The 23,937-nt window shown below is 60.6% G+C and carries 19 protein-coding genes; 10 read left to right on the top strand and 9 right to left on the bottom strand.

Annotated features, from left to right (window positions below):
• Positions 1–92: 92 nt before the first annotated feature.
• From H0Z09_RS13660 to H0Z09_RS13645, 4 genes are read right to left on the bottom strand one after another with little or no spacing between them, the layout of a single operon-like run.
• Positions 93–1,853 (bottom strand): ABC transporter ATP-binding protein, encoded by a 1,761-nt coding sequence (locus tag H0Z09_RS13660; protein ID WP_186691070.1) that lies wholly within the window; start codon positions 1,851–1,853, stop codon positions 93–95.
• A complete protein-coding gene (locus H0Z09_RS13655) occupies positions 1,850–3,052 on the bottom strand; it encodes a beta-glucosidase (protein WP_186691069.1) in 1,203 nt (400 codons plus the stop codon). Before H0Z09_RS13655 ends, H0Z09_RS13660 begins: the two co-directional genes overlap by 4 nt.
• Positions 3,049–4,242, bottom strand: a complete 1,194-nt coding sequence (glf, locus tag H0Z09_RS13650; RefSeq protein ID WP_186691068.1) for a UDP-galactopyranose mutase — start codon at positions 4,240–4,242, stop codon at positions 3,049–3,051. The genes H0Z09_RS13655 and glf overlap by 4 nt, the downstream gene beginning before the upstream one ends.
• Complete coding sequence (locus H0Z09_RS13645; protein ID WP_186691067.1) at positions 4,230–5,399, bottom strand: glycosyltransferase family 1 protein; 1,170 nt, start codon at positions 5,397–5,399, stop codon at positions 4,230–4,232. Before H0Z09_RS13645 ends, glf begins: the two co-directional genes overlap by 13 nt.
• A gap of 311 nt (positions 5,400–5,710) precedes the next feature.
• Here H0Z09_RS13645 and galE point away from each other — a divergent pair, with 311 nt between their 5' ends.
• The 5 genes from galE (at position 5,711) to H0Z09_RS13620 (ending at position 10,831) form a co-directional block, all read left to right on the top strand.
• Complete coding sequence (gene galE, locus H0Z09_RS13640; protein ID WP_186691066.1) at positions 5,711–6,736, top strand: UDP-glucose 4-epimerase GalE; 1,026 nt, start codon at positions 5,711–5,713, stop codon at positions 6,734–6,736.
• A gap of 418 nt (positions 6,737–7,154) precedes the next feature.
• Positions 7,155–7,742, top strand: a complete 588-nt coding sequence (locus H0Z09_RS13635; protein ID WP_186691096.1) for a DUF433 domain-containing protein — start codon at positions 7,155–7,157, stop codon at positions 7,740–7,742.
• A complete protein-coding gene (locus H0Z09_RS13630) occupies positions 7,739–8,146 on the top strand; it encodes a hypothetical protein (RefSeq protein WP_186691065.1) in 408 nt (135 codons plus the stop codon). Before H0Z09_RS13635 ends, H0Z09_RS13630 begins: the two co-directional genes overlap by 4 nt.
• Before the next feature lie 111 nt (positions 8,147–8,257).
• On the top strand, positions 8,258–9,283 hold the full coding sequence (locus tag H0Z09_RS13625) for a hypothetical protein (RefSeq protein WP_186691064.1): 1,026 nt from the start codon (positions 8,258–8,260) through the stop codon (positions 9,281–9,283).
• 114 nt (positions 9,284–9,397) lie between these two features.
• A complete protein-coding gene (locus H0Z09_RS13620; RefSeq protein WP_186691063.1) occupies positions 9,398–10,831 on the top strand; it encodes a glycosyltransferase family 39 protein in 1,434 nt (477 codons plus the stop codon).
• A 15-nt stretch (positions 10,832–10,846) separates the two neighbouring features.
• Here the strand turns inward: H0Z09_RS13620 and H0Z09_RS13615 are convergent, their stop codons facing one another.
• Entirely contained in the window at positions 10,847–11,335 is a 489-nt protein-coding gene (locus H0Z09_RS13615) for a TIGR00645 family protein (RefSeq protein WP_005791582.1), read from the bottom strand.
• A 163-nt stretch (positions 11,336–11,498) separates the two neighbouring features.
• Between H0Z09_RS13615 and H0Z09_RS13610 the strand changes: the two genes are divergently transcribed.
• Entirely contained in the window at positions 11,499–13,322 is a 1,824-nt protein-coding gene (locus H0Z09_RS13610) for a hypothetical protein (RefSeq protein ID WP_186691062.1), read from the top strand.
• Between the two features lie 10 nt (positions 13,323–13,332).
• Here H0Z09_RS13610 and H0Z09_RS13605 read toward each other — a convergent pair whose 3' ends face one another.
• Both H0Z09_RS13605 and H0Z09_RS13600 read right to left on the bottom strand, forming a co-directional pair.
• Positions 13,333–13,647 carry a hypothetical protein gene (locus H0Z09_RS13605; RefSeq protein WP_076952745.1) on the bottom strand — a complete coding sequence of 105 codons (315 nt, stop codon included), beginning with the start codon at positions 13,645–13,647 and terminating at the stop codon, positions 13,333–13,335.
• A gap of 316 nt (positions 13,648–13,963) precedes the next feature.
• The gene (locus tag H0Z09_RS13600; protein ID WP_186691061.1) at positions 13,964–16,402 is read right to left on the bottom strand and encodes an ATP-binding protein; all 2,439 of its coding nucleotides are present in this window, start codon (positions 16,400–16,402) and stop codon (positions 13,964–13,966) included.
• A gap of 268 nt (positions 16,403–16,670) precedes the next feature.
• On the opposite strand from H0Z09_RS13600, the gene H0Z09_RS13595 reads away from it, so the two are divergent.
• The 4 genes from H0Z09_RS13595 to H0Z09_RS13580 all read left to right on the top strand — a co-directional run bounded on the left by H0Z09_RS13595 (position 16,671) and on the right by H0Z09_RS13580 (position 20,431).
• A complete protein-coding gene (locus tag H0Z09_RS13595) occupies positions 16,671–17,159 on the top strand; it encodes a DUF3015 domain-containing protein (protein ID WP_010206666.1) in 489 nt (162 codons plus the stop codon).
• 91 nt (positions 17,160–17,250) lie between these two features.
• Positions 17,251–19,104 (top strand): DUF4105 domain-containing protein, encoded by a 1,854-nt coding sequence (locus tag H0Z09_RS13590; protein ID WP_186691060.1) that lies wholly within the window; start codon positions 17,251–17,253, stop codon positions 19,102–19,104.
• Between the two features lie 402 nt (positions 19,105–19,506).
• On the top strand, positions 19,507–19,863 hold the full coding sequence (locus H0Z09_RS13585) for a hypothetical protein (RefSeq protein WP_076952741.1): 357 nt from the start codon (positions 19,507–19,509) through the stop codon (positions 19,861–19,863).
• A 70-nt stretch (positions 19,864–19,933) separates the two neighbouring features.
• Positions 19,934–20,431 carry a GreA/GreB family elongation factor gene (locus tag H0Z09_RS13580; RefSeq protein WP_186691059.1) on the top strand — a complete coding sequence of 166 codons (498 nt, stop codon included), beginning with the start codon at positions 19,934–19,936 and terminating at the stop codon, positions 20,429–20,431.
• Here H0Z09_RS13580 and gdhA read toward each other — a convergent pair.
• The gene (gene gdhA, locus H0Z09_RS13575; protein ID WP_186691058.1) at positions 20,428–21,765 is read right to left on the bottom strand and encodes an NADP-specific glutamate dehydrogenase; all 1,338 of its coding nucleotides are present in this window, start codon (positions 21,763–21,765) and stop codon (positions 20,428–20,430) included. The genes H0Z09_RS13580 and gdhA overlap by 4 nt on opposite strands.
• A gap of 347 nt (positions 21,766–22,112) precedes the next feature.
• Entirely contained in the window at positions 22,113–23,777 is a 1,665-nt protein-coding gene (gene ettA, locus H0Z09_RS13570; protein ID WP_076952738.1) for an energy-dependent translational throttle protein EttA, read from the bottom strand.
• Positions 23,778–23,937: the final 160 nt, after the last annotated feature.

The following is a 23,937-nucleotide window of genomic DNA, read 5'->3' as shown; positions in this document are numbered from 1 at the left end:
GTAAGGTTCGAACCGAGGCTATTCTCACGCGTTCGTTCGGCAAACGGCGCAGGCCGATCAACGGCGTACTCCGCTCCGAGCACGCTCAGGCATCAGTGGTCCTGGACCATCGCCTGCATCTGCCAGAGCGTGCGGAAACGTCCCTGGCGGCGACGCAGTTCATCGGGTGCGCCGTCCTGAACCACCTTCCCCTCCTCCAGCACCAGCACCCGGTCGAAGCTGGCGATGGTCGAGAGTCGGTGAGCCACCGCGAGCACGGTCCTGCCGCGCATCAGGTCCATCAGCGCGCACTGAATGACGGCCTCGGAATCGGAATCCAGTGCGGAGGTCGCCTCGTCGAGGATCAAGATCGGCGCGTTCTTCAGGAACGCTCGCGCCAGCCCCAGGCGCTGGCGTTGCCCGCCGGAAAGCGTCACGCCACGTTCCCCCACCAGCGTGTGATAACCATCAGGCAGCGCCTGCACGAACTCATCGCAGTAGGCCCGCCGGGCGGCATCAATAATCTGTTGCTCGGTCGCGCGCGGCAGGCCGTAGCCGATGTTTTCCAGGATGCTGCGATTGAACAGCGCCGGCTCCTGGGGTACCACGGCGATTTGCCGGCGCAGGCTGTCCTGGCTGACCGAGCGGATGTCCCGGTCGTCGATCAGGATCGCCCCGCTGTGCACGTCGTCCAGACGTTGCAGCAAGCTGAGCAGCGTGGATTTTCCCGAACCCGAGGTACCGGCAATCCCGACGCTCTGGCCCGCAGGAATGTCCAGGAATAAATGGTTGAACACCTGGCGCCCGCCGGGGTACGCATAGCTGACGTCCAGCAATTTGATGCTGCCCCGGGTCGGCGCGAGTTCTTCCGGCGCATCGCTGAGTTCGTGCGGCTGCGCGATGATGCCGAGCGTTTCGGTGATGACGCCCATCTGCTGGCTGGCTTCCACCAGCGCCAGCGCCAATTCGCGCGAGCCGTGGAGGATACGAAACGTCAACGCGCTGACCATGACCACATCGCCCGCCGTAACCTGGCCCTGGCGCCACAGCAGGATCGCCCAGCCCAGCATTGACCCGGCCATGATGGACAGGCAGATATCGTGGAGCACGCGTGCCTTTTCCAGGTAGATCCAACTGCGCCGATGCGCGCCCGCCTCGACGCCGATCTCCCGCTCCAGCCTGACGCGCTCGCGCTCGCGCCCGGAGAACGCCTTGATCGTCCAGACATTGGACACCAGGTCGACAATCTCGCCCCCGACCCGCGCCGACTGTGAGGCGAAGGCGATATGCCGGTTTCTGCCACGCACGCCGACCACAGTGATCAACGCGGCCACCAGCACCACACACGCGATCAGGGCCAATGCCATTGAGCCGCGCACGGCGAACAACACCACTACGGCACCGATAAAGTCCACGCACGGCGGCACGATGCGCCACGCCAGGCCGCCGTATATCTTGTCGGCGGCCGCGCCGGCCGACGACACTCGATTGGCCAGCGAACCGGCAAAATGCCGGTTGAAATAGCGCATCGGATGACCGGTCAGGTGATGAAAAAGGTCAACGCGCAGGTCGGCGCAACTGCCCACCACGGTATAACAGCCCACCCAACCGCCCAACCGCCACAGCACGTTTTCCAACACGATCAAGCCGATGAACAGACTGAACGCATGCCACACCTGGTCGGCCTGCGACTCTCCGGCCATGGCGTCCACCAGCAACTTCATGCCGTACTGTACCGCCACCGCGCAGCAGGCCGCGCCGATCACCAGTGACAACATCGCGCTGAAATGCAGCGGGCGTACCCTCACGTAGCGCCATAAAAACGCGCTGGCTGTCGCCGGCAAAGGCTCGTCGCGCAGGCGCTGGAAGATCATGTGCGCAGCCTCTGCGCCCGCCTTTCATCAAGCTCGCGCAAGCGTGCCTCGATACGCTCGGGCAGGGCTTTGAGCTGCAGGTGCAACGGGTGGAAAGCCGCGCGCTCGCCCTCTCCGTCGGCGTAGCCGAAGACGCCGGTGGGGCAATACCGGCCATCATCCCAGCCGGGGTAATCGAGAAAGGGGTACCAACAAATGCCTTGCACCGGCACCCCACGTTCCAGCGCCATCAGCACCTGTTCCACGACATAGCTCAACCAGGGCAAACGTTCCTGGTCCTCCGCTCCAGTTTCAGAGATCAGCAGCGGCCGCTGGTAGCGTTGGTGCAACTCTTTGAGCATACCGGCGAGCGGGCGGTAATCCGACTCACCCAGCGCAATGCGCCCGCCGTGGAAATACCACTGGTTATGCGGGTAGAAATTCGCGCCGATGATATCCAGGTAATCCTCCTGCCCGCCCAGGCCCGGCCACTGGCGCCCGATCAGCATGTCCCAGGCCTCGAATTGGGCCACCCGGTAGCGTTCGGCGTTTTCAATGTCCTCGCTACGCTGCGACTCGGAGACCACATTGATCAGCGGGTCGCACTGCACGAACCGCGCAGCCGGCGCGCGTTCGCGAATCGCCTCGATCGCCGCGATGCTGGCGCGCACCAACTGGTGCTTGAGCTCCTGGCCGCGCCCGTGGGCATTGGGGTTGAAATAACCGACGTCGCCCCCCGCCCAGCTCCAGAACGATATCTCGTTGACCGGCGAATAGAACGGAACGCTGATGCCTTCATCCGCCATCAGCCCTGCCACCGCGCCGGCAAAACGTGCGAACCGGTCGACAAACGACGGGCGCCAGACGTCCAGGTCATCCGGATACCCGTAATGGCAAAGGTCCCAGATCACTTGCACCTGGTGATCGCGCGCAGCCCTGAGCATCGGCAGGAAACTGCTCCAGTCGTAGCGACCCGGGCTGCGCTCGATCAAGTGCCAACGCAGGCCGTCACGGGCGCAACGCACATTCAGGCCCGCCAGTTGCGCGTAGTCCTTGTGTGCCCAACGCGCGTGCCCGGTGGCGGCCAGCAAATCCAGGCGCCGACCATCCTGGCGGCGCTGGCTGGAGCACTCGTAGCCCGCCATCACGAAGCTGTTGAAGAGCGCATGATGACCGCGCTCGCGGGGCTCCCTTTGGCTCTGCTCCGGCGGCGCGCTCATAACACATCGAGCCCGGCTGCAACGGTGGCTTCGCTGCTCGCGGCCTCAATGTCGCGGTACAACGCAAGCGCCTGGCCCACCACCTGGTCCATGTTGTAGTACTTGTAAGTACCCAGGCGCCCGAGGAACGTCACATTCGGCGTCTGCTCCGCGAGGGCCTTGTAACGCTTGTACAGCTCGACGTTTTCGGCGCGTGGCACCGGGTAATAAGGGTCGCCCTCATCACAGGGAAACTCGCGAGTAATGCTGGTGCAGGGGTGGACCTGGCCGGTCAGGTGCTTGTACTCGGTGATGCGCGTGTAGGGCACCTCCGGGTCCGGGAAGTTGACCACCGCCACCGGCTGATAGCGCTCCTGCTCGAGCGTCTGGTGCTCGAACCGCAACGAACGGTAGGGCAAGCGTCCCAACTGGAAATCAAAGTACTCGTCGATCGGGCCGCAATAGATCACGTGGTTGAATTTCACCGCATCGCGCACGGCCTTGAAGTCGGTATCCAGCAGCACGTCGATCCGGGGGTGATCGAGCATCTGCTCGAACATGCGCGTGTAGCCATCGCGGGGCATCATCTGGAAGGTGTCGGTGAAATAGCGGTCGTCTTCATTGGTGCGCGTCGGGATCCGCGAGGTCACCGACTTGTCCAGCGCGGAAGGGTCCAGGCCCCATTGCTTGCGGGTGTAGCCACGGAAGAATTTCTCGTAGAGCGTGCGCCCGATCTGATTGACCACCACGTCTTCCGACGTGCGAATCGTGGCCACCGGCTCCGCGCGCTCGGCCAGGAACACTTCGGCCTGCTCGGACGTCATCGACAAACCGTACAGTTTGTTAAGCGTGGTGAGATTGATGGGGATCGGCACCAGTTGCCCATCGACCTGCGCCAGCACACGGTGTTCATAGGGCCGCCACTCGGTAAAGCGCGACAGGTAGTCGACGATCCGCTGCGCGTTGGTGTGAAAGATGTGCGGACCGTAGCGATGCACCAGCACCCCCGCCGCATCCGGGTGATCGTATGCGTTGCCGGCGATATGCGCGCGTCGGTCGATCAACAGCACGTTGCGCCCCAGCCCCTGGGCCAGCCGTTCGGCGATGACACTGCCGGCAAAGCCGGCGCCGACGACCAGGTAGTCATAGACGCCGCGCCCGGGTTGGCGGGACGGACCGGACTTGGCGGTTTCAAGGTTTATCTGAGGCATTCGATCTGCTCCTTCATAAAGCGGCACGTGTTGTCCCAGGACATCCCTTCAAGCGCCGCATCGGCGCGTTTCAGGAAATCGGGCGTACCTTTGAGGCGCAGCGCGCCTTCGATGGCGCTGACAAACGCGTCGGCAGTGTCGGCGATAAATACGGCACCGCTTTGGCCGTAGCCATTGACCACATCGCGTATTGGCGTCGAGACCACGGGGCAGCCGCCGGCCAGGTACTCGGGGGTCTTGGTGGGGCTGATGAAACGGGTGGACTCATTGAGCGCGAACGGCATCAGGGCCACGTCCCAGCCGCTCAGGTAAGCCGGCAATTCGGCGTATTGCCGCCCGCCCAGATAATGAATATTGGGGCGTCGCGGCAGGGTCTGCGGATCGATCTTGACCACCGGCCCAACCAGTACGATCTGCCAGTCGGGACGCTGCGCCGCCATGCGGTCCACCAGTTCGATGTCGAAGCGCTCATCGATCACACCGAAAAAGCCCAGGCGTGGCCGCGCGATCGGCGCCTGGTCGGCAGGGTCCGCCAATGCGTTTCGCGCCTGCGCAAAATGCCCAATGTCGACGCTGCTGGGCACCGGGTGCGCATTGCCGTGCTGGTGCTGCTTGACCTCCCAGAGGCTGAAACCGCCGGTGAACACCACGTCGGCCTTGTCCATGAGCAGCCGCTCCATGTCCACCAGCCGTGCGGGTGCGCCCTTGAACGCAGACAGCTCATCCATGCAGTCGAACACCGTGACCCGCGCCTGGAGGTGGTCGGTAAACGCCAGGCTCATGGGCGTGAAATACCAGAGCAGGAGATCACCTTGCAGGGCCTCGGCGAGACGCTCATCCAACAACCGTCGCTGCGCCTCGATCATCGCCTGCTCACCCAGGCCCTCGGGCAGGTGCGGGACAACCACCTGGATGCCTGCAGACGGGCTCAACGCTTCAAGCCGGGGAGGCTCGCTACCGCCCACGACCGGTTCTTCGAAGAAGATCACGTCATAGTCTTTCGCCAGGCGCGACATCACATGCTGCGGACGCTGGTAGACGAACCCCCAGCGCAAATGGGACAGGCACACCAGCGTAGGACGGGCCTGGCTGGGGGATTCAACAGGGCTTTGCGCAATCACTTGAGCAAACGCCTCGGGCTGTTCTGCAAGGTTCATATCAACGTCCTTATCAAGCGGAAAGTGACGGCTCATGCATTGAGCCCCTTGGCCATACCGTGTCGATACGGCAAGTGCACGACAGCCCTTATCCAGGCCACTCGGCTCTTGAAGGTTGGAAGCACGGTCGTCGCGGCGCGTTCAGCGCAAGAGTGAGCGAAGCCGATGAACTGCACATACCGGTCAGTCATCCGGTTTGAACTCCTCGTCAAAAGCGCCCCCTACCTTGAACAGTCAGCCGCGCAAACAGCGCTGATCGAACAGAAAAAAACAGGCATCGGGCAGATGCCAGGGCGAACGAGGGCGAGCGCATGATCTTGATTACGGGCGGTGCGGGATATATCGGTGCGCACGTTGCATTGGAATGGATGGTCCGAGGCGAAGAGGTGTTGATACTGGACAACTTATGCAACAGCCATCGCTCGGCGGTCGACCGGATAAGCACCTTGGCGGGCAAGCGGCCGGGGTTCATCTATGGCGACGTGCGTAATCGACGTTTGCTCGACACCCTGCTGCGTGACTACCCCATCGATGCCGTGGTGCACTGCGCGGGTTTGAAAGCCGTTGGCGAAAGCGTGCGCGAGCCGTTGCGCTACTACGACACCAATGTCGGCGGCAGCGTGGTGCTTTGCCAGGCCATGGCACAGGCCGGCGTGTTCCGGCTGGTGTTCAGTTCATCCGCAACGGTGTATGGGGACTGCAGCCGCATGCCGATCAACGAAGCGTGCGCCACCGGGCAACCGACCAACCCGTACGGGATGTCGAAGCTGATGTGCGAAAACGTCATGAAAAGCGTGGCCAGCTCCGACCCGCGCTGGTCGATAGGCCTGCTGCGCTACTTCAACCCGATCGGTGCCCATGCCTCCGGCCTGCTGGGCGAGGCGCCGACCAGCACACCGAACAATCTATTGCCCTATCTGCTTCAGGTTGCCAGCGGCGAGCGCCAAGCGTTGTCGGTCTATGGCAAGGACTACCCCACCCCGGACGGCACCGGCGTTCGCGACTACATCCACGTTGTGGACCTGGCCCTGGGTCATATCCGCGCGCTGGAAGCATTGCGCGAGCGCCGCGGCGTCAGTATCTGGAACCTCGGAACGGGGCGTGGGTATTCGGTGCTGGACGTGATCAACGCCTTTGAAAAAGTGAGCGGCGTCCGGATCCCCCTGAACTTCGAAGCGCGCCGCCCAGGCGACATAGCCTGCTGCTGGGCCGACCCGCAAAAGTCCATCGACGAGTTGGGCTGGCAAGCGCGCTATTCGTTGGAGCAAATGCTCGCCGATGCGTGGCGCTGGCAATGCAACCAGCGCGAGCAGCAGGTGGTTCGGCAGGCGAATTGAAGCGCGCGCATTGGCGGGGGACATTGATTGTTGATTCGGGTCAACCCGAGTCATCTGCTGGAGCAGAAGAAGATGTCTGAGGGCGTCTTCTTCTGTGCTCGAAGCGCGTGGGGCTGGGCTTCTGATGCGGACTACTGCCACTTACATCAGCCGACGGAAAATTCCTGCACGTTGGTATGCCTTAGATGAACTGGCGCGAAGTGAATATCTCGAATACGCTTCGAACGACTGCTCGTCTGACCATAGTTGAACGCAACTATTTGAGCGCCCACACTCCTGCCCCCCCCCCCGACCCACGACAAGGAGGCCCGTCATGCAAGGCACTGTTTCGCCCAGCCCCCTTGTGGGGGTTGGCCTCTATACGCTCGGTGAAGCCTCACTGTATACCGGCATCCCCGCCTCAGACATTCGAAGATGGTTGTTCGGCTACAGTAACAACGGCATTCATCATCCTGGTCTTTGGCAATCGGAACTGCAGGATGTAAGCGATTGCGTACTGGGTTTCCATGACCTGCTGGAAATCCGCTTTGTGCATGCATTCCGTCAGCACGGAGTCAGCCTTCAAGCCATTCGCAGCGCGTCCAGGCAAGCAACGGAGCTTTTCGGTCAAGCCTACCCGTTCACTTGCAGGCGCTTCCAAACAGACGGCCGAAGCATCTTTGCCACCGTTCTGGATGAAACGGGCGATGAGGCACTTTTGGATCTGATCAAAAAACAATACGCTTTCAAGCAGGTCATCAGTCCGTCGCTGTATGAAGGGATCGACTACACCGGTATAGGCTCGGCACAACGCTGGTATCCGATCAAACGTAGCAAGGCCGTTGTATTGGACCCTGCCAGGAATTTCGGGAAGCCCGTACTGACCGTGACCGGTATCGACACCGCCGCGCTGTTCAGTGCCTATGAAGCGGAAGGACAGGATACAAAACGCGTTGCCCTGCTCTACGAGATCCCTACATCCGCTGTAAAAGCCGCGATCAACTTCGAACAAAGGCATGCGGCTTGAATTTCCTTCTGGACCACAATCTGCCACCGGCACTGGGACGCGCCCTGAATGAGCTTTCAAAAGTCCATGAGCATGGCGTAGTTCCGCTCAGAGATAAATTCCCCCAGGACGCGAGTGATATTTCCTGGATATCAGTGCTTCGCGAGGAAGGCGACTGGGTCGTTATCTCCCAAGATCGCTTTGCCAAAGGGCACGCTGAAAAGCAGGCATTTCGAGACTGCGGGCTACCCATTTTCTGTCTGGCGAAACATTGGAATAACGAGACCTATTGGAACAAGGCGCATAACCTGATTCGATGGTGGCCGGCAATCATGAGTCAATCAGAGCTGATAAGAGGAGGCGCCGCATTCAACGTGCCGTGGCGCTTTTCTGCCCCAGGAAAATTTGACCAGATAAAAATTTAGACCGCTGCGCATCGGCTAAAGCCTTCGAAGCAAAACAATCCCTATCTGGAATCCCCCCGCACTTCCCATTACCCTGACCCCCTCTATCAGACAACCGGAAGTCCGATACCCGTGCTCAAGCCACTTGCTGTTCTCGCACTCGCCTGCGCCCCACTGCTTGCCAACGCCGCCGACCTGGCCGGTGTCTGGAGGGGCACCTTGGGCAAGTCCGCGATCACCGTCTGTTTCAACGGCGCCCATGGGGCCAATGGCAGTTATTACTACCAGCGCATTCTCACGCCCATCCAGTTGACGCAGGCCAACGCCAGCGAGCCGTGGGCCGAAGAAGGGCAAACCGGTTTCTGGCAGTTGGACGACCCTCAGGGTGACACGTTGACGGGGACCTGGAGCAAAACCCTGGGCGGTAAAAGCCTGGCGCTCAGGCTCAAACGCGCTGACACCGACGGTTGCGCCAGCGACGCCTATAACAACGCGCTTGAAGCGGTGCCGCCTGCGGTAAAGGTGGAGAGGAAGACGTTCGGCGAACATGCCTATCAAGTGAAAACCCAAGGCGGCCAGGTCATTCTGCAACTCGAAGGCGACGGTGCGGCCATCGACGAGATCAACCGAGACCTTGCGCGCATGGCCATCAACCCGGACGGCCAGACCGAGTTCTACACCGAGCGGCGCAACGCTTTGGAGCAAAGCGGCGGTACCACCACGAGCGAGATCACGGTCGAGCCGTTTTATTGGTCATCGCACTGGATCACCGTGCGCTTCTACCGCTGGTCGGCAGGTTACGGACGCGGCGGCATTAGTTGGGGCCTGCACAGCTGGAACTTGCAGACCGGCGAACGCGTCGACCCCTGGATATGGCTGGGCGGCCAGCAAGAATGGGACAGCCCCTACTCCAGCCAGGTCAAACTGCCCGCCGCCTTCAGCGCATGGCTGGCCAAGAAGACCAGCACCGACGAAGGGTGCCCGGCCGTGACCAGCTATACGACGTTCGACTTGAGTTTCAACACCCAGGGCCTGCAACTCTCGACACCCGCCCAAGGCGACGGCTGTGACAACGAACTGAGCTTTACCTGGGAAGAACTGGAACCGGTGCTGACGGCGCAAGGCAAACAGGCGGTGCCCAGCTTGAAAATGCCGTGACCCGCCTCTAAAAAATTCCCGATTCGTTCACGAAATGTTCAGAAGCACAAACAGATACTAGCCAATTGCGATGACCGTTACCCGGACGGTCCTTCTGCCTTGGTAGCCCCACCCATGTCGCGTCCCGCTCCTCTGCTGCTCCTGCTTGCTGGCCTGCTGTTCTTTTTCGCCCTGGGTAACCATGAGTTGCAAGGCTCTACCGAAGCCCGCGTCGCCGGGATCGCCATGGCCATGCACCTGGACAACAACTGGGTGGTGCCCCAATTGTTTCGTGAGCCCTTCCTGGAAAAACCACCGCTGAGCCTATGGATCGACGCGGGGGCCATTCGCCTGTTTGGTGGCACTACCTGGGCGGTGCGCCTGGCGTCGGCATTTGCCGGTTTGTTCAGCGTGATGCTGCTGTACGCCATGCTGCGACGGTTCGGACGCCCGCAAACGCTGGCCTTCAGCGCGGCATTGATACTGGCGACCATGGCCAGCTACTGGAGCAACGTGCGCGGTGTGGGTGAAGATTCGTTGCTCACACTGGGCGTTACCGCTGCGCTGCTGGCGTTCTACCAGGCCGTACGACCTGATCGCGAAGGCTCCAGTGCAGGCGCATGGGCGCTGTTTACCGCCGGGATGGCGATTGCCACGTTGAGCAAAGGGGTGCTGGGCCTGGCCATGCCTGGCATTGTGATTTTTGTGTACCTGGCCAGTACCAGCCTGATGGACAAGCGCGTGCACCTTGATGCCTGGCTCAAGCCTGCGCTGTTTACCCTGTTGGCATTGGTGCCGCTGGTGATCTGGCTGGGCTTCCTGTTCCAACGCGGCGGCATGCAGGCGGTGGCCGAGGTGTTGTTGACCAACAGCGTCGGTCGGTTCAGCGGTTCGTTTGTCGAGGCGGGGCATTACGAGCCGTTCTATTACTACATCGCCAAGCTTCCGGAGGCCTTTCTGCCTTGGAACATCCTTGTGTACCTGGGCCTTTGGCACTTTCGAAAAAGCCTGGTACGCAACCGCTACCGCCTGTTCTTCAGTGTCTGGCTGGTGGCGCAGTTCACCCTGCTGAGCCTGGCATCGAGCAAACGCACGGTGTACCTGATGGCACTGACGCCAGCTGCCGCCGTATTGGCTGCGGAATTTTCGCGCGTGTTGCTGGGTTGGTTACAAGCGCACAAGCCCGCGTTGCACAAACACCACAAAACCCTGGTGGGCAGTGTGTTCACCCTGGCCGTGGCTTGCTACCTGATAGCGGCGTTCTGGTTCGCGCCCAAGGCGGATGCACGCCAGTCGTTCATACCGGTGATCAGCCAGGTCCAGGCGTTAAAAGATGAAGGCAAGGAGGTGGTGCTGTTCCAGCCCAACGAGCGCATCGCCGGGGCCAGTGTGTTTTACCTGCGGGCCTACCTGCCGATCCTGCAGACCGAGGCCCAGTTGCACGACTACCTCGCCGCCAAGCCCGGCAACATTGCGCTGCTGGACCATACCAACGGCTTGGCCACGCCGGTGAAAGTGCTCAAGGAAATGTCGATCAACCGCCAGCCTTACTATTTTGTGGAACAGTAAGGCCGGCGCCGGGCATTAATGTTTGGTGAGCTTGTCCAGATAGCCCATGGCAAAGGCTGAAACCACGAAGGTCATGTGGATGATCACGTACCACATCAGGTGCTGGGGATCGACGTTCTTGGCGTCCATGAAAATGCGCAGCAGGTGGATGGACGAAATGGCCACGATGGAGGCCGCGACCTTCATCTTCAGCGATGAAGAGTCCATGGTGCCGAGCCAGTTGAGCTTTTCTTTGTTTTCATCGATATCCAGCTGCGAAACGAAGTTTTCGTAGCCGGAAATCATCACCATGACCAACAGGCCGCCGACCAGCGCCATGTCGATCAGCGACAACAGCAGCAGGATCACCTCGGCTTCCAACATGGTGAAAATGTTGGGAATCACGTGAATGATTTCCTGGAAGAACTTCAGCGCCAGGATCAGCAAGCCCAGGGACAGCCCGAGGTAGATCGGCGCCAGCAGCCAGCGTGAGGCGTACATAGTGTTTTCGATAAAGCGTTCCATGGGATCTCACACAGCTTGGCTAGAAATGACGGCGAGTATACCAGCCGCTACAAGCCACCTGTAACCACGAGAAAACTGACCGGGGCGGCATCTGTAAGAGAATTTTTCTGCTAGTGTCGAGCCCAATAACTCGGCTCGATGATGTCGGACAGGAAAAACTCAGATGATGGATGTGCGATTCCCTTTGGCCAACATCGGCCTGTGCACGATATTGCTGCTGGCCGGCGGGTGCTCCCCCAGCGACGAGCAGAAGCAGGCCTCCCTCGAAGAGAAAACCGCAACGTTCGAACAGTCCCTCGACGGCATCTACGACCCCAAGCTGCGCGACGCCATCGCTGACCTCGGCGGTTCGCTGCTGTTACTGGAACGAGCGCGGACCAAGCTTGACAGCAAGCCCATCGAAACCGAATACGGCGAAGACGCCCTGGCCCTGCTCAAGCATTACCCCACGCCCCAGGCGCTGGTGGACACCTACATCAATGGCCTGTTTGTGCTGCGCAAGACGTCCCACTCCGATTACCTGACGGACCTGCAGCCGGTCTTCCCCTTCAATTTCGGTATGCCCGACGCGTTTCCCTTCCCCCATGGCCTGGAATGGCAGTCGGTGACCTTGAGCAACAACAAAGTCATCCCCTTTCAGCCGGAATGGTCGGAAACCGATCCTGGCATCCAACTGAGCCCCAGCAGTTCCAACCTGACCAACCCCGACGACCTGACGGTGACCTACCCCTTCTTCGACGGCATCGAGACGGAAAACAAGAGCCAGCCACAGCCGGTCAGCCTCAAAGGCACGGTTGAAGTGGTTGCGCCGGGCAAGGTGTTGACATTCGAGCTGTCGAAAAGGGACGAGGGCCACACGCGCACCGAAGGCAATATCACCCTCACCCTGGTGCATCTGGACAAAAACTACGCCGAAATCGAGATGACCAACAGCCTGCCACTGGCGCCGCAAGTGGGCGAGGAATCGCCTAACCCCCTGCTGGTACAGGCACGCGACAGCACCGGGCAATTCCTCACACGCTCTGGCTCGATCAACGAAAGCGGCGCACAGGTGGCGTTCTACGAGAAGCAACTGGCGCAGCTGCAAAAGCAGGACGCATGGTCCGATGCGCTCGAAAAAAAGCTGGCCGAACAACAGAAGGCCTTCGAACACCAGCAGAGCAGTCATTACGCCAAGGTGTACTTCAACGGGCTGGTCGACAACCTGCAGGTCAACGTGCTGGATTTTTCCAGCGCTACACTGACCCGCAAGGACCTCGACCTGCCGGTGCTGCGCTTCGACAAGAACAGCCTGCAGCCAACCGTGCAGGCGTTACCGATGCAGGTCACCGTTTATGACGATGGCGCCGCCAGCTGGCTCAAAGGCGCGAGCATGACCGAAGAGCAACTGAAAAACAGCGTCACCATCAGCCAGTCGGTGGAAGACGCCAGCGCCGCGCACATCGCGTTCGACCACCCGTTCACCTTCAACGATGACCTGATCGGCAGCGAGCGCACCAGCAGTGAGTCACCGGTGACCTTCTTCACCGCCGACGAAAAAGGCGAACGCGGCGAGCCGATCGAGTTGCCGACCGAAGCCTTCGAACTGAACCCCACGCGCGGCACCCTCACCTACGACCTGAACCTGTTTCCGGAAGACCCGGCCTTCGTGGTGGGCTCGATTCCGCTGTTTCTGGCGACCATCGAGAAGGGCGAGATAGACGTAGCCAAGCTGCCCAAGGGGCTATCGCTCAAGGACAACGCACTGATCGTCGACCAGAAGGAGTTCCCCGCCGACAGCTGGCGCTTCTACGCCAAAGACGCCAGTGGCAACTACCTCAAGGAAATTCTCGGGGTCAGCCACCGTGCCGAGGAGTACGGCACGGCGATGTTTGACGTGCATTACTTCTACGGCCAGCCGACATCCCTGGAAAGCTATCAGCGCACCGATCTGAACACCGTGCAATACGGCTTCGAAGTCAAGCTGGACAAGCCCGAGAGCAAATAAACGACGGCTATTAGGCCAGCTGTTCGTGCCTCGCGTTGAGCTGGCGCAGATAGGCCTGCAGGTGCAGGCACCAGATCTGCGGGTCGCGCGCCAGCTCATAGCCGCACAAGGTCAAGTTGTCCACGATAGCTTGCAGCATGTGTTGCGCCACGACCGGCCCGGCAAACGGGCCTTCGGACTTGAGGGTGGAAGGCTGTTCGCCGGTCATTCCGGCGGCGAACAATAAAGTCCACAGCCCGTTATCCCCCGCAAGAGGGCGAATGGCACATTCGATACGGGTGACCAGGCCAAGGCACTGGCGGGTAAGGCAAAGGTTGCGCGGCATGGCGGCGACCCTCGGTAGATCGGTGTTCAGCCTCAGCCTGGGGCAAGGCTGTTTCTATCCAGCGACTCCTGTGGATATCCCTGAATCAAGAATAGAAGAAAGCCACAACAAACCAAGGTTGTAGGGACCAACGGCACTGGTCGCCAGCTCAGTGTCAATTTAATGACGAACTGCATGCTATCTCACATACGCCGCAGACCCAATGTGGGAGCGGGCTTGCTCGCGAAGGCGGCGTGTCAGTTAGCACACTTTTCTCTGACATACCGCCTTCGCGAGCAAGCCCGCTCCCACACTTTGGCCGCGTCGCGCTAACAAATCAGCTCGGCTTGGCTTCCGCCAACGCCTGGAGCGCCAGCTCTTTCTCGGCCTCCTTCAAGTCTTCCTCACTGATCATCTCGGCAATCGCCCGCAACCGCTCTACCACGCGTGCATTCACCGAGCCCTCGGGAAATTGCCCATCGGCATCCGGCTCACCGGCGTCCTCACCCACCAGCAGGCTCAAGGCCTCGTCCGCCTGGCGCACGGCATAGATATGGAACTGTCCGGCGCGCACGGCCTGCAGGACTTTCTCATCGAGCATCAGCGTGGCGACGTTGGCCTGGGGAATGATCGCGCCCTGCTCCCCGGTCAAGCCGCGGGCTTCGCAGAGACGGAAGAAGCCTTCGATCTTCTCGTTGACCCCGCCCACGGCCTGCACTTCGCCAAACTGGTTGATCGAGCCGGTGATGGCAAAGCACTGCTTGAGCGGCGTCTTCGACAGGGCCGAGATCAAGGTGCACGCTTCGCCCAGGGACGCACTGTCGCCGTCCACATAACCGTAGGACTGTTCCAGCGCGATACTCGCCGAGATCGCCAGTGGGAATTCCTGGGCATAGCGGCTGCCCAGGTACCCGGTGAGGATCATCACGCCCTTGGAGTGGATCGGCTGGCCAAGGTTGACCTCACGCTCGATATCGACAATGCCGCTGCCGCCCGGGTACACCGTGGCTGAAATCCGCGCCGGCACGCCGAAGGCCGAATCGCCCACCTCCAGCACTGTCAGACCGTTGCACTTGCCCACCGCCGCGCCCGCGGTGTCGATCAGGATGACCCCGGCGAGCATGTCGTCGAGAATCCGCGCCGAGACCCGCCCGGTGCGCGTGGCCTTGGCCTTGAGCGCGCGCTCGATGTGGCCGGCGTCGGTCATGTCGTCACCCGCCAGGTGGCGAATGAAGTCCGCCTCGCTCACCAACTGGAACAAGTCGCCGATGCGCGCCGACAAACGCCCCTGGTGTTCGGCCAATCGCGCGCTGTACGTGGCCAGCCGCGCCACCGCATCCGACGTCAGCGGCGCCATGCCCTCTTCCGAGGTGCGGGTTTTAAGCAACTGGGCGAACTGCTCCAGGCTTTCGTCGACCATCTGGATGTCTTCATCGAAGTCCACCAGCACCCGGAACATCTCCTGGAAGTCCGGGTCGGCGTCCTGCAGCGCGTAATACAACTGGCGCGAACCGATGATGATCACCTTGACCTGCAACGGGATCATCTGCGGGTTGAGGGTCACGGTGGCCAGGCGGCCCAGCTCGCCCAGCGGCGACTCCATTTTCAGCTTGCGCGACTGCAGGGCGCGCTTGAGCGCATCCCACACGAACGGCTCGCCGAGCATTTTTTCGGCTTCAAGGATCAGGAAGCCGCCGTTGGCGCGGTGCAAGGCACCTGGGCGCAACTGCCGATAGGTGGTGTAGAGCGCGCCCTGGTCGGTGCTGTATTCGATGCGGCCGAACAGGTTGTCGTAGGTCGGGTGAGGTTCAAACACCACCGGTGCGCCGCCGTTGACTGAATGGCCCACCACCAGGCTCGGGCAGTATTGCTCTTCGAGCAGCTTGCGCGCCTGGGCGTCGGTCTTGGCATCGTCGACCAATTGCTCGACCACGGTCTTGAGCAAGTACACCTGCATCGCTTGCAGGTAACCGCAGACGGCGGCGTTTTCAGCGTATTTTTCCGACAGAGGTGCGAGCAATGGCTGCAGGGCCAGGGTGATGGTTTCTTCGTTGAACTGACGCAGTTGGTTGTTGGACTCACGCTTCCACTGCGGCAGGCTCGCCAGTTCTTCGTTGAGGCGCTCTTCCAACTCGGATATGTCGGTGTGGAAACGCTCGCGATCGGCTTCCGGCAACTGCGAGAACTCGGCCTCGTCCAGGGCCTTGCCGTCGAGCATCGGGGTAAACGCGATATTGCTGCTGTCGCGATACAGCGCCACGTCTTTTTCCAGGGCCAGGCGCTCGATCACGTCCAGGGCCTTGTCGTAGCGCTGGTTGAAGGCGCGGTCGATGGCGCTTTTTCTCTGTTGGTACGTGGGGTGTTCGAAGGCGGCCGGGAAAGTGGCCACCAGGTTATCGATCAGGCCATTGATATCGGCGATGAATGCCGCCGCAGCGCCGCCCGGTAATTCCAGGGCACGGGGCTCACGGGGCTCGTCGAAATTGTTCACATAGACCCAGTCAGCCGGGGTCTGCAGGCGCTTGCCTTCGGCCTTCAGGTAGCGTTTGACGAACGAAAAGCGGCCGGTACCGGGCTCGCCCATGACAAACACGTTGTAACCGGGGCGTGGCATGGCCACACCGAACTGCAAGGCTTCAACCGCGCGTTCCTGGCCAAGCACACCGCGAAAAGGCTCCAGATCATTGGTGGTCGAGAAGCTGAACTGTTCAGCGGAGAAAGGGCGAGTCAGCGCTTCGGGCGCTAGACGCAAGCTGGCAGCAACAGGATCAGGCATCGGGCTTCCTTACATCAGGCGGGGCAGATGGGGCATTCTGGCTCCCGGTCACGCGCTCTGGCAAGGCGCGCTTTTCGGGAAGGCATGGACGCGGGATGCGTCCTGCAAAAATATCGTGACATGATTCGGTGTTTTATAAAAAACTCACGGAACCCTTGGAACGTGCCTAAACTCCAAACTGCGCGGGTTGGACTAATAACCGATCCCTAGGGCGCTATGAAGTGCCTGAACCCTTGTCCATTGGTTTGCACACAAAGAGAACAAAGCTATGAAACGGATCCTTCTCGGTACTCTCTTCACCGTCGTATCCCTCAATGCAATGGCAGAAGCACCCGGTGGCCCGAACTGCGGTTGGGGCAACATGTTGTTCGAAGGCCAGCGTGGCACTCCAGCTCACTTCCTGGCTTCCACCACCAACGGCACTTCGGGTAACGCCACCTTCGGCATGACCTCGGGCACCAACGGTTGCAGCACCAACAGCGCGCTGTCCTATGGCGGCAAGTCCTGGATTGCCATGAATGGCATGATGAACGAGCTGTCCGAAGACATGGCCAAGGGTAATGGCGAAGCGCTGACCACCTACGCGGTGGTACTGGGCGTTGCACCGGAAGACCGCGAGCACTTCGCAGCCGTGACTCACGAACACTTCCAGCAAATCTTCAGCAAAGCTGACGTGACCGCTGACGATGTGCACAACAACACCATTGCTGTACTGAAAAGCGATGCCCGTCTGGCGAAATACGCTACCCAGGCTTAAGCTCGACCCGCCCGCGCCTACCAAAGGCGCGGGCTCTTTTTGGACCCGCCTCCCCTTTGGGTCTTTATTTATTCCGACTTAAGTTGCCCCTATGCTCAAACGCTTTGCCTGGCTGGCACTCTTTACCTGCGCCCCGCTGTACGCGGCGCCGCCTATCGATGATCAACGTTTGCAGCACTTGGCCAATGATCCGTTCTGGCTATCTTTGGGCCATTACGAAGCCGGTAAAATCAGCGGCTGGCGCAGCTATGTCAGCGACAAGAAGTTTTTCCTCGCCGCCGATGGCGCCCACCATCCCGAGGCCGAACTCAAGGCCACCGTTGATGCGCTCTACGCACCGGCCAGCCTTGGCGAAAAACATGCCCAATGCGTTTATCCCGCACGTACCCGCTGGCTCAAGGATCAGTTGCACCTCACTGACCTGCCGGCCGTTGACTGCACAGAATTCAAGCAATGGTTCAAGGACGTCGCCCCCCACAGCGCGGTGATGATCTTCCCGGCGGCCTACCTTAACAGCCCGTCCTCCATGTTTGGCCACACCCTGCTGCGCATCGACCAGGCCGACGTACAGAGCAACAACACCGCTCTGCTCAGTTACGCGATCAACTTCGGCGCCTATATCGAGGGTTCCGACAACAGCATCCTCTATGCCTGGAAAGGCCTGATGGGTGGTTACCCCGGCCTGTTCGCCCTGGTGCCCTACCAGGAAAAACTCTCCGAGTACCGTAGCCTCGAAAACCGCGACCTGTGGGAATACCGCCTGAACCTGACCGAAGTCGAGACCAAACGCATGGTCGAGCACGTGTGGGAACTCAAGCAGATCCAGTTCGACTATTTCTTCTTCGACGAAAACTGCTCCTATCGCCTGCTCGAACTGCTGCAAGTGGCACGCCCCGGCCTGCGCCTGACCGAACAGTTTCCGCTCACCGCCATCCCGACCGACACGGTCAAGGCCGTGAAAGAGGCAGGTCTTGTAGAAAAGATCGATTACCGGCCGTCCCGTGAGCGCGAGCTGCTCGAACGCGCCAAACCGTTGGATGGCGATGAGCAACAATGGGTACTCAAAGTCAGCGACGACCAGAAACAATTGCAGGAACCAGCCTTCAAAGCGTTGCCCCGCGAGCGCCAGGCCCTGATCATCGACGCTGCCTATCGCCTGGGCCGCTACCGCGCCAATGGCCTGGAACGCGACACCGCCCGCTCCCAGCGCAGCTTCGAACTGCTGCGCGCGATCAACCAGAACCCCGCGCCCGACCTGAAGATCACGCCCCCAGGCCTGCCGGAAAACGGCCATGAATCGCGCACCTGGCAAGCCGGCATCGGCACCCGTGGCGACAAGGCCTTCGGCGAATACGGCCTGCGCATGGCCTACCATGACCTCAACGACAACGCCGAAGGCTTTCCCCTCGGCGCGCAGATCGAAATCCTGCAAATGAAACTGCGCCAGTACGAAGGCAACCACTGGCAACTGCAGCAACTGGACCTGGCCACCATCCGCTCCCTGACCCCGCGCAACGCCTTGTTGCAGCCCTGGTCATGGCAAGTCACCGGCGGCCTGGAGCGGGTGCCCGGCAAACACGATGACGAAACCCTGGTCGCCCACGTCAACGGCGGCGCCGGCGGCACCTGGCAACTGCGCGACGACATGCTCGGCTTCGCCCTCGGCACCGTGCGTGTGGAACACAACAATGACTTCAACGAAGCCATCTCCCCGGCGGCCGGGTTCAATACCGGCGTGCTGTGGAAAAACCCGCTGGGCAATTTGAGCCTGGAAGCCAAGGGTGATTTTTTCACCAATGGCGAAGTGCGCCGCAGCATCAGCCTCAACCAGCAATGGGAACTGTCGCGCAACCTGGGCCTGCGCCTGAGCGCGCAGCGCGAATACAGCCACTTGTCGACACCAGTGAATGAAGTGATGCTCGAAGTGAAGTGGTATCACTACTGATTGAAGCCTGGCAAAAATCAAAATGTGGGAGTTCCACTACCGCTTCGACGTAGCGCTGTCGCGCAGCAAACTGGGTCCTCTGTGGCGAGCGGGCTTGCCCCGCGTTGGGCTGCGCAGCAGCCCTAAAACCCGGCGCAGAGGTAGGCCTGATCCACCGCATCGCCTTCATTGGGGGCGCTTCGCACCCCAGCGCGGGGCAAGCCCGCTCGCCACAGGAATGCGGTCGACTGCTTATGCAAGACTCAAGCAACGAAGCCCGCTCCCACATTTGGTTCTGAGTTCGGCCAGGACCATCGTGCGGTTTGCGCCCGCCACACCTTTCTCACACCCCTTTCACATCCCCCCAACGAATCCCGATCTAGACTTCTCCCTATAAGCCGTGAAACGGCCAGGGAGTACGCCATGTGGCGGTCTGCGGTATTGCTGTGTGCAGTGATGGTGTTATCCGGTTGCCAGTCAACTCACCAGGATTTGCTAGCCAAGGGTTACCCACCGGCTTTTGCCGACGGCTTCGATGATGGCTGCAGCAGCGGTCGTCAGGCCGCCGGGGTGATTACCGGTGAGTTTCGCAAGAACGTTGCTCGCTATCTCAAGGACCGGCAATACGCCGAAGGCTGGGAAGACGGTTTTCGTCAGTGCAAGGCGATGCGCGAGAACGAGGACCTGCGCGACTATAAGGAACGCCACTGGGATGACCGGGATCGGGCGTGGCAACAGGAGAAAGACCGCGACGCCGCCAGGGCTTATCGCTCGCAATAGGTCGCTTTCAGATATCCATCGAAACTAAAGCGCGGTGAACATGGCCCAAACTCCATTGAGGGAGAACACCATGAGCCGTGCATTTGTAAATGAAGACAACGCCGCCGCCCAGGCTGATCAGCCAGTGGAGCGCCAAGTCAGCCAGCAACCCAATCGCCTGACCGCACAGGGGCTGGTGCAGTTGCAGGCCAAGGTCGCGCAGTTGCAGCAGGCATACAGCAGCGAATCCACCAAGGGCGAGCAGGCTGATAAACAGCGCCAGGCTGACCTTGAACGGGATCTGCGTTACTTCAACCAGCGCGTACAAAGCGCCCAGGTCGTGGTACCGGCCACGTCCACCGACAAGGTACAGATCGGCAGTTGGGTGACCTTCGCCATTGAACAGGACGAACAGCAGCGTATCCAGTTGGTCGGCGAGGACCAGGCCGATGCGGGCGCCGGCTTGATCAACTGGGGCTCGCCCCTGGGCCGCGCGTTGCTGGGTGCCCAGGTAGGCGACGAGGTGTTGTGGAAACGCCCCGTCGGCGATCAGTTGATTGAAGTGCTGCGCATCGAGCCCGAGGTTTAGACGATGCCTTGGGCCAGCATCGCGTCAGCGACTTTGACGAAACCCGCGATGTTCGCGCCTTTCACGTAGTTGATCCGCCCGTCTTCTTCGCCGTAATGCACGCAAGCGTGGTGGATCGACTGCATGATGCTGTGCAGCTTGCTGTCCACTTCACCGGCGGTCCACAGCAGGCGCATGGCGTTCTGCGACATTTCCAACCCGCTCACTGCTACGCCACCGGCATTGGAGGCCTTGCCTGGGGCGAACAGAATACCGGCCTCGATAAAGATATCCACAGCCTCCAAAGTCGTCGGCATGTTGGCGCCTTCGGCCACGCAGATGCAGCCGTTGCGCAGCAGCGTGCGTGCGGCATCGGCGTCGAGTTCGTTCTGGGTCGCGCAGGGCAACGCGATGTCGCAGGCCAGTGCCCAGGGTGCCTGGCCTTTGCGGAACTCCAGGCCGAAACGCTCGGCCAGTTCGCTGATGCGACCGCGTTGCACGTTTTTCAGCGCCAGCAGCGCCGACCATTGCTCTTCGGTCAAGCCGTTTTCGGCGTACAGGGTGCCTTCGGAGTCAGACAGGGAAATCACTTTGCCGCCCAGGTCCATGACCTTGCGCGCCGCGTATTGCGCCACGTTACCGGAGCCGGACACGGCCACGCGCTTGCCCTCGACCCGCTGGCCGTTGCGCTTGAGCATTTCTTCAGCGAAGTACACGCAGCCGAAACCGGTGGCTTCCGGGCGGATCAGGCTGCCGCCGTAGGTCATGCCCTTGCCGGTCAACACCGAAGTGAACTGGTTGCTCAGGCGTTTGTACTGGCCGAACAGGAAGCCGATCTCACGGGCGCCCACGCCGATATCGCCGGCCGGTACATCCACATCCGCGCCGATATGGCGGTACAGCTCGCTCATGAACGCCTGGCAGAAGCGCATGACTTCGGCGTCGCTCTTGCCCTTGGGGTCGAAATCCGAGCCACCTTTACCGCCGCCCATGGGCAGCGAGGTCAGGGAATTCTTGAAGGTCTGCTCGAAGGCGAGAAATTTCAGCACCCCAAGGTTCACCGAAGGATGAAAGCGCAGGCCACCTTTGTAAGGGCCGATGGCGCTGTTCATCTGGATACGGAAACCGCGATTGACCTGAACCTTGCCCTGATCATCCACCCACGAAACCCGGAAAGTAATCGCACGTTCAGGTTCGCAGATGCGCTCCAGAATGCCGGCGCTCAGGTAATGGGGATTGGCCTCAAGAAACGGCCACAGGCTGCGTAGGACTTCTTCTACGGCCTGGTGGAATTCCGGCTGGTCGGGGTCGCGTTTCTTGAGGCGGGCGAGGAAGGACTCGACGGATTCGGTCATGAAAAGTCTCGGCAAATTGATTGTTGTTAAGGGAGATTGAGCCGGACTTTATCAATTCATTTCGCACTGCAACAGGGCAAAATGTCGCCTTTGTGAATTTAAATGGTGCGCTGCATATAAATAAGTGCGCTTTATCGCACCAAAAAAGGGATTTCAATTTAGAGCATGCACCAACAGTTGAACCGCTATCGCAGGCAAGCCAGCTCCCACATTGATCGAGTACATCAGCCTCGGCGCGGTCAGGTGTGGGAGCTGGCTTGCCTGCGATGAACCCACCTCGGTCTGCCTGAAAAAAACCACAAAAAACGGAGCCCGAAGGCTCCGCTCTTTCAAACCACCGACCCGAATCAGGCCAGTTTTTTATGCCGTACGCGATGCGGCTGGGCAGCTGCTTCACCCAAGCGCTTTTTACGGTCCGCTTCATACTCGGTGTAGTTGCCTTCGAAGAACACCGCTTGCGAGTCGTCTTCGTACGCCAGAATGTGCGTCGCGACGCGGTCAAGGAACCACCGATCGTGAGAGATCACAATGGCGGCGCCCGGGAAGTCCAGCAGGGCTTCTTCGAGGGAACGCAGGGTTTCAACGTCGAGGTCGTTGGACGGTTCGTCGAGCAGCAGGACGTTGCCGCCCTCTTTCAGGGTCAGGGCCAGGTGCAAGCGACCACGCTCACCACCGGACAGGTCCTTGACGAACTTCTGCTGGTCGCCGCCCTTGAAGTTGAAACGGCCGACATAGGTGCGCGCCGGGATTTCATAGTTGCCGATGCGGATCTGGTCGGAACCGTCTGAGATCTGCTGGAACACCGTCTTGCTGCCGTCCAGGTCTTCACGGCTCTGATCCACGCAGGCCAACTGCACGGTTTCGCCGATCTCAATGCTGCCGGAGTCCGGGGTTTCCTTGCCCATCAGCATGCGGAACAGCGTGGATTTACCCGCACCGTTACCGCCGATAACGCCGACGATCGCGCCTTTTGGCATGGAGAACGACAGATTATCGATCAGCACGCGGTCGCCATAGCCTTTGCACACGTTCTTGAACTCGATGACCTTGTCACCCAGGCGTGGACCGGCCGGGATGTAGATCTCGTTGGTTTCACTGCGCTTCTGGAATTCCTGCGACTGCATTTCTTCGAAGCGTTGCAGACGGGCCTTGGATTTGGACTGGCGGGCCTTGGCGCCTTTGCGCACCCACTCCAATTCCTCCTTCATGGCTTTTTCGTGGGCCGACTGCTGCTTGGATTCGGCGGCCAGACGGTCGGACTTGGCTTCCAGCCAGCCGGAGTAGTTGCCCTCGTAAGGGATGCCGGCGCCACGGTCGAGTTCGAGGATCCAGCCGGCCACGTTGTCCAGGAAGTAGCGGTCGTGCGTGATCGCAACCACGGTGCCCGGGAAATCGTGAAGGAAATGTTCCAGCCAGGCGACGGAATCGGCGTCCAGGTGGTTGGTCGGTTCGTCGAGCAGCAGCATGTCGGGGGCCGACAGCAGCAGGCGGCACAAGGCCACACGACGTTTTTCACCACCGGACAAAAACTCGACCTTGGCGTCCCACGCCGGCAGGCGCAGCGCGTCGGCGGCCACTTCCAGCTGGCGCTCCAGGTTGTGACCGTCGCCGGCCTGCAGGATGGCTTCGAGCTTGGCCTGCTCGGCGGCCAGCTTGTCGAAGTCGGCATCCGGTTCGGCGTAGGCGGCGTAGACCTCGTCCAGGCGCGCCTGGGCGTCCTTGATCACGCTGACCGCCTCTTCGACCACTTCACGCACGGTTTTGGTCGGGTCGAGGATCGGCTCCTGCGGCAGGTAGCCGATGTTCAGGTCGGGCATCGGGCGGGCTTCGCCTTCGAACTCTGTATCGACACCGGCCATGATTTTCAACAGCGTGGACTTACCCGAGCCGTTGAGGCCGAGCACGCCGATCTTGGCGCCAGGGAAAAAGGACAGCGAGATGTTTTTAAGGATTTCCCGCTTCGGTGGGACAACTTTGCCCAGCCGATGCATGGTGAAGACGTATTGAGCCAAAATGTGGACCTCATGAAAAAGTAAGAACAGGCCTACGTAGCGTCATGGCGCTGTACATAGCATTGCCAATCCCCAAGGTTAACCCAAGTGGCCGGGCGTATCGAAATCTATCTGTTAGATTAGCCGACCCTGCCCCCCAGTCTCCAGGAAACAACCCTTC

The sequence above is a fragment of the Pseudomonas sp. SWRI18 genome, from assembly GCF_014268345.1.
GTDB classification, from domain to species: domain Bacteria; phylum Pseudomonadota; class Gammaproteobacteria; order Pseudomonadales; family Pseudomonadaceae; genus Aquipseudomonas; species Aquipseudomonas cedrina.
This window is presented reverse-complemented; position numbering and strand designations above follow the sequence as displayed.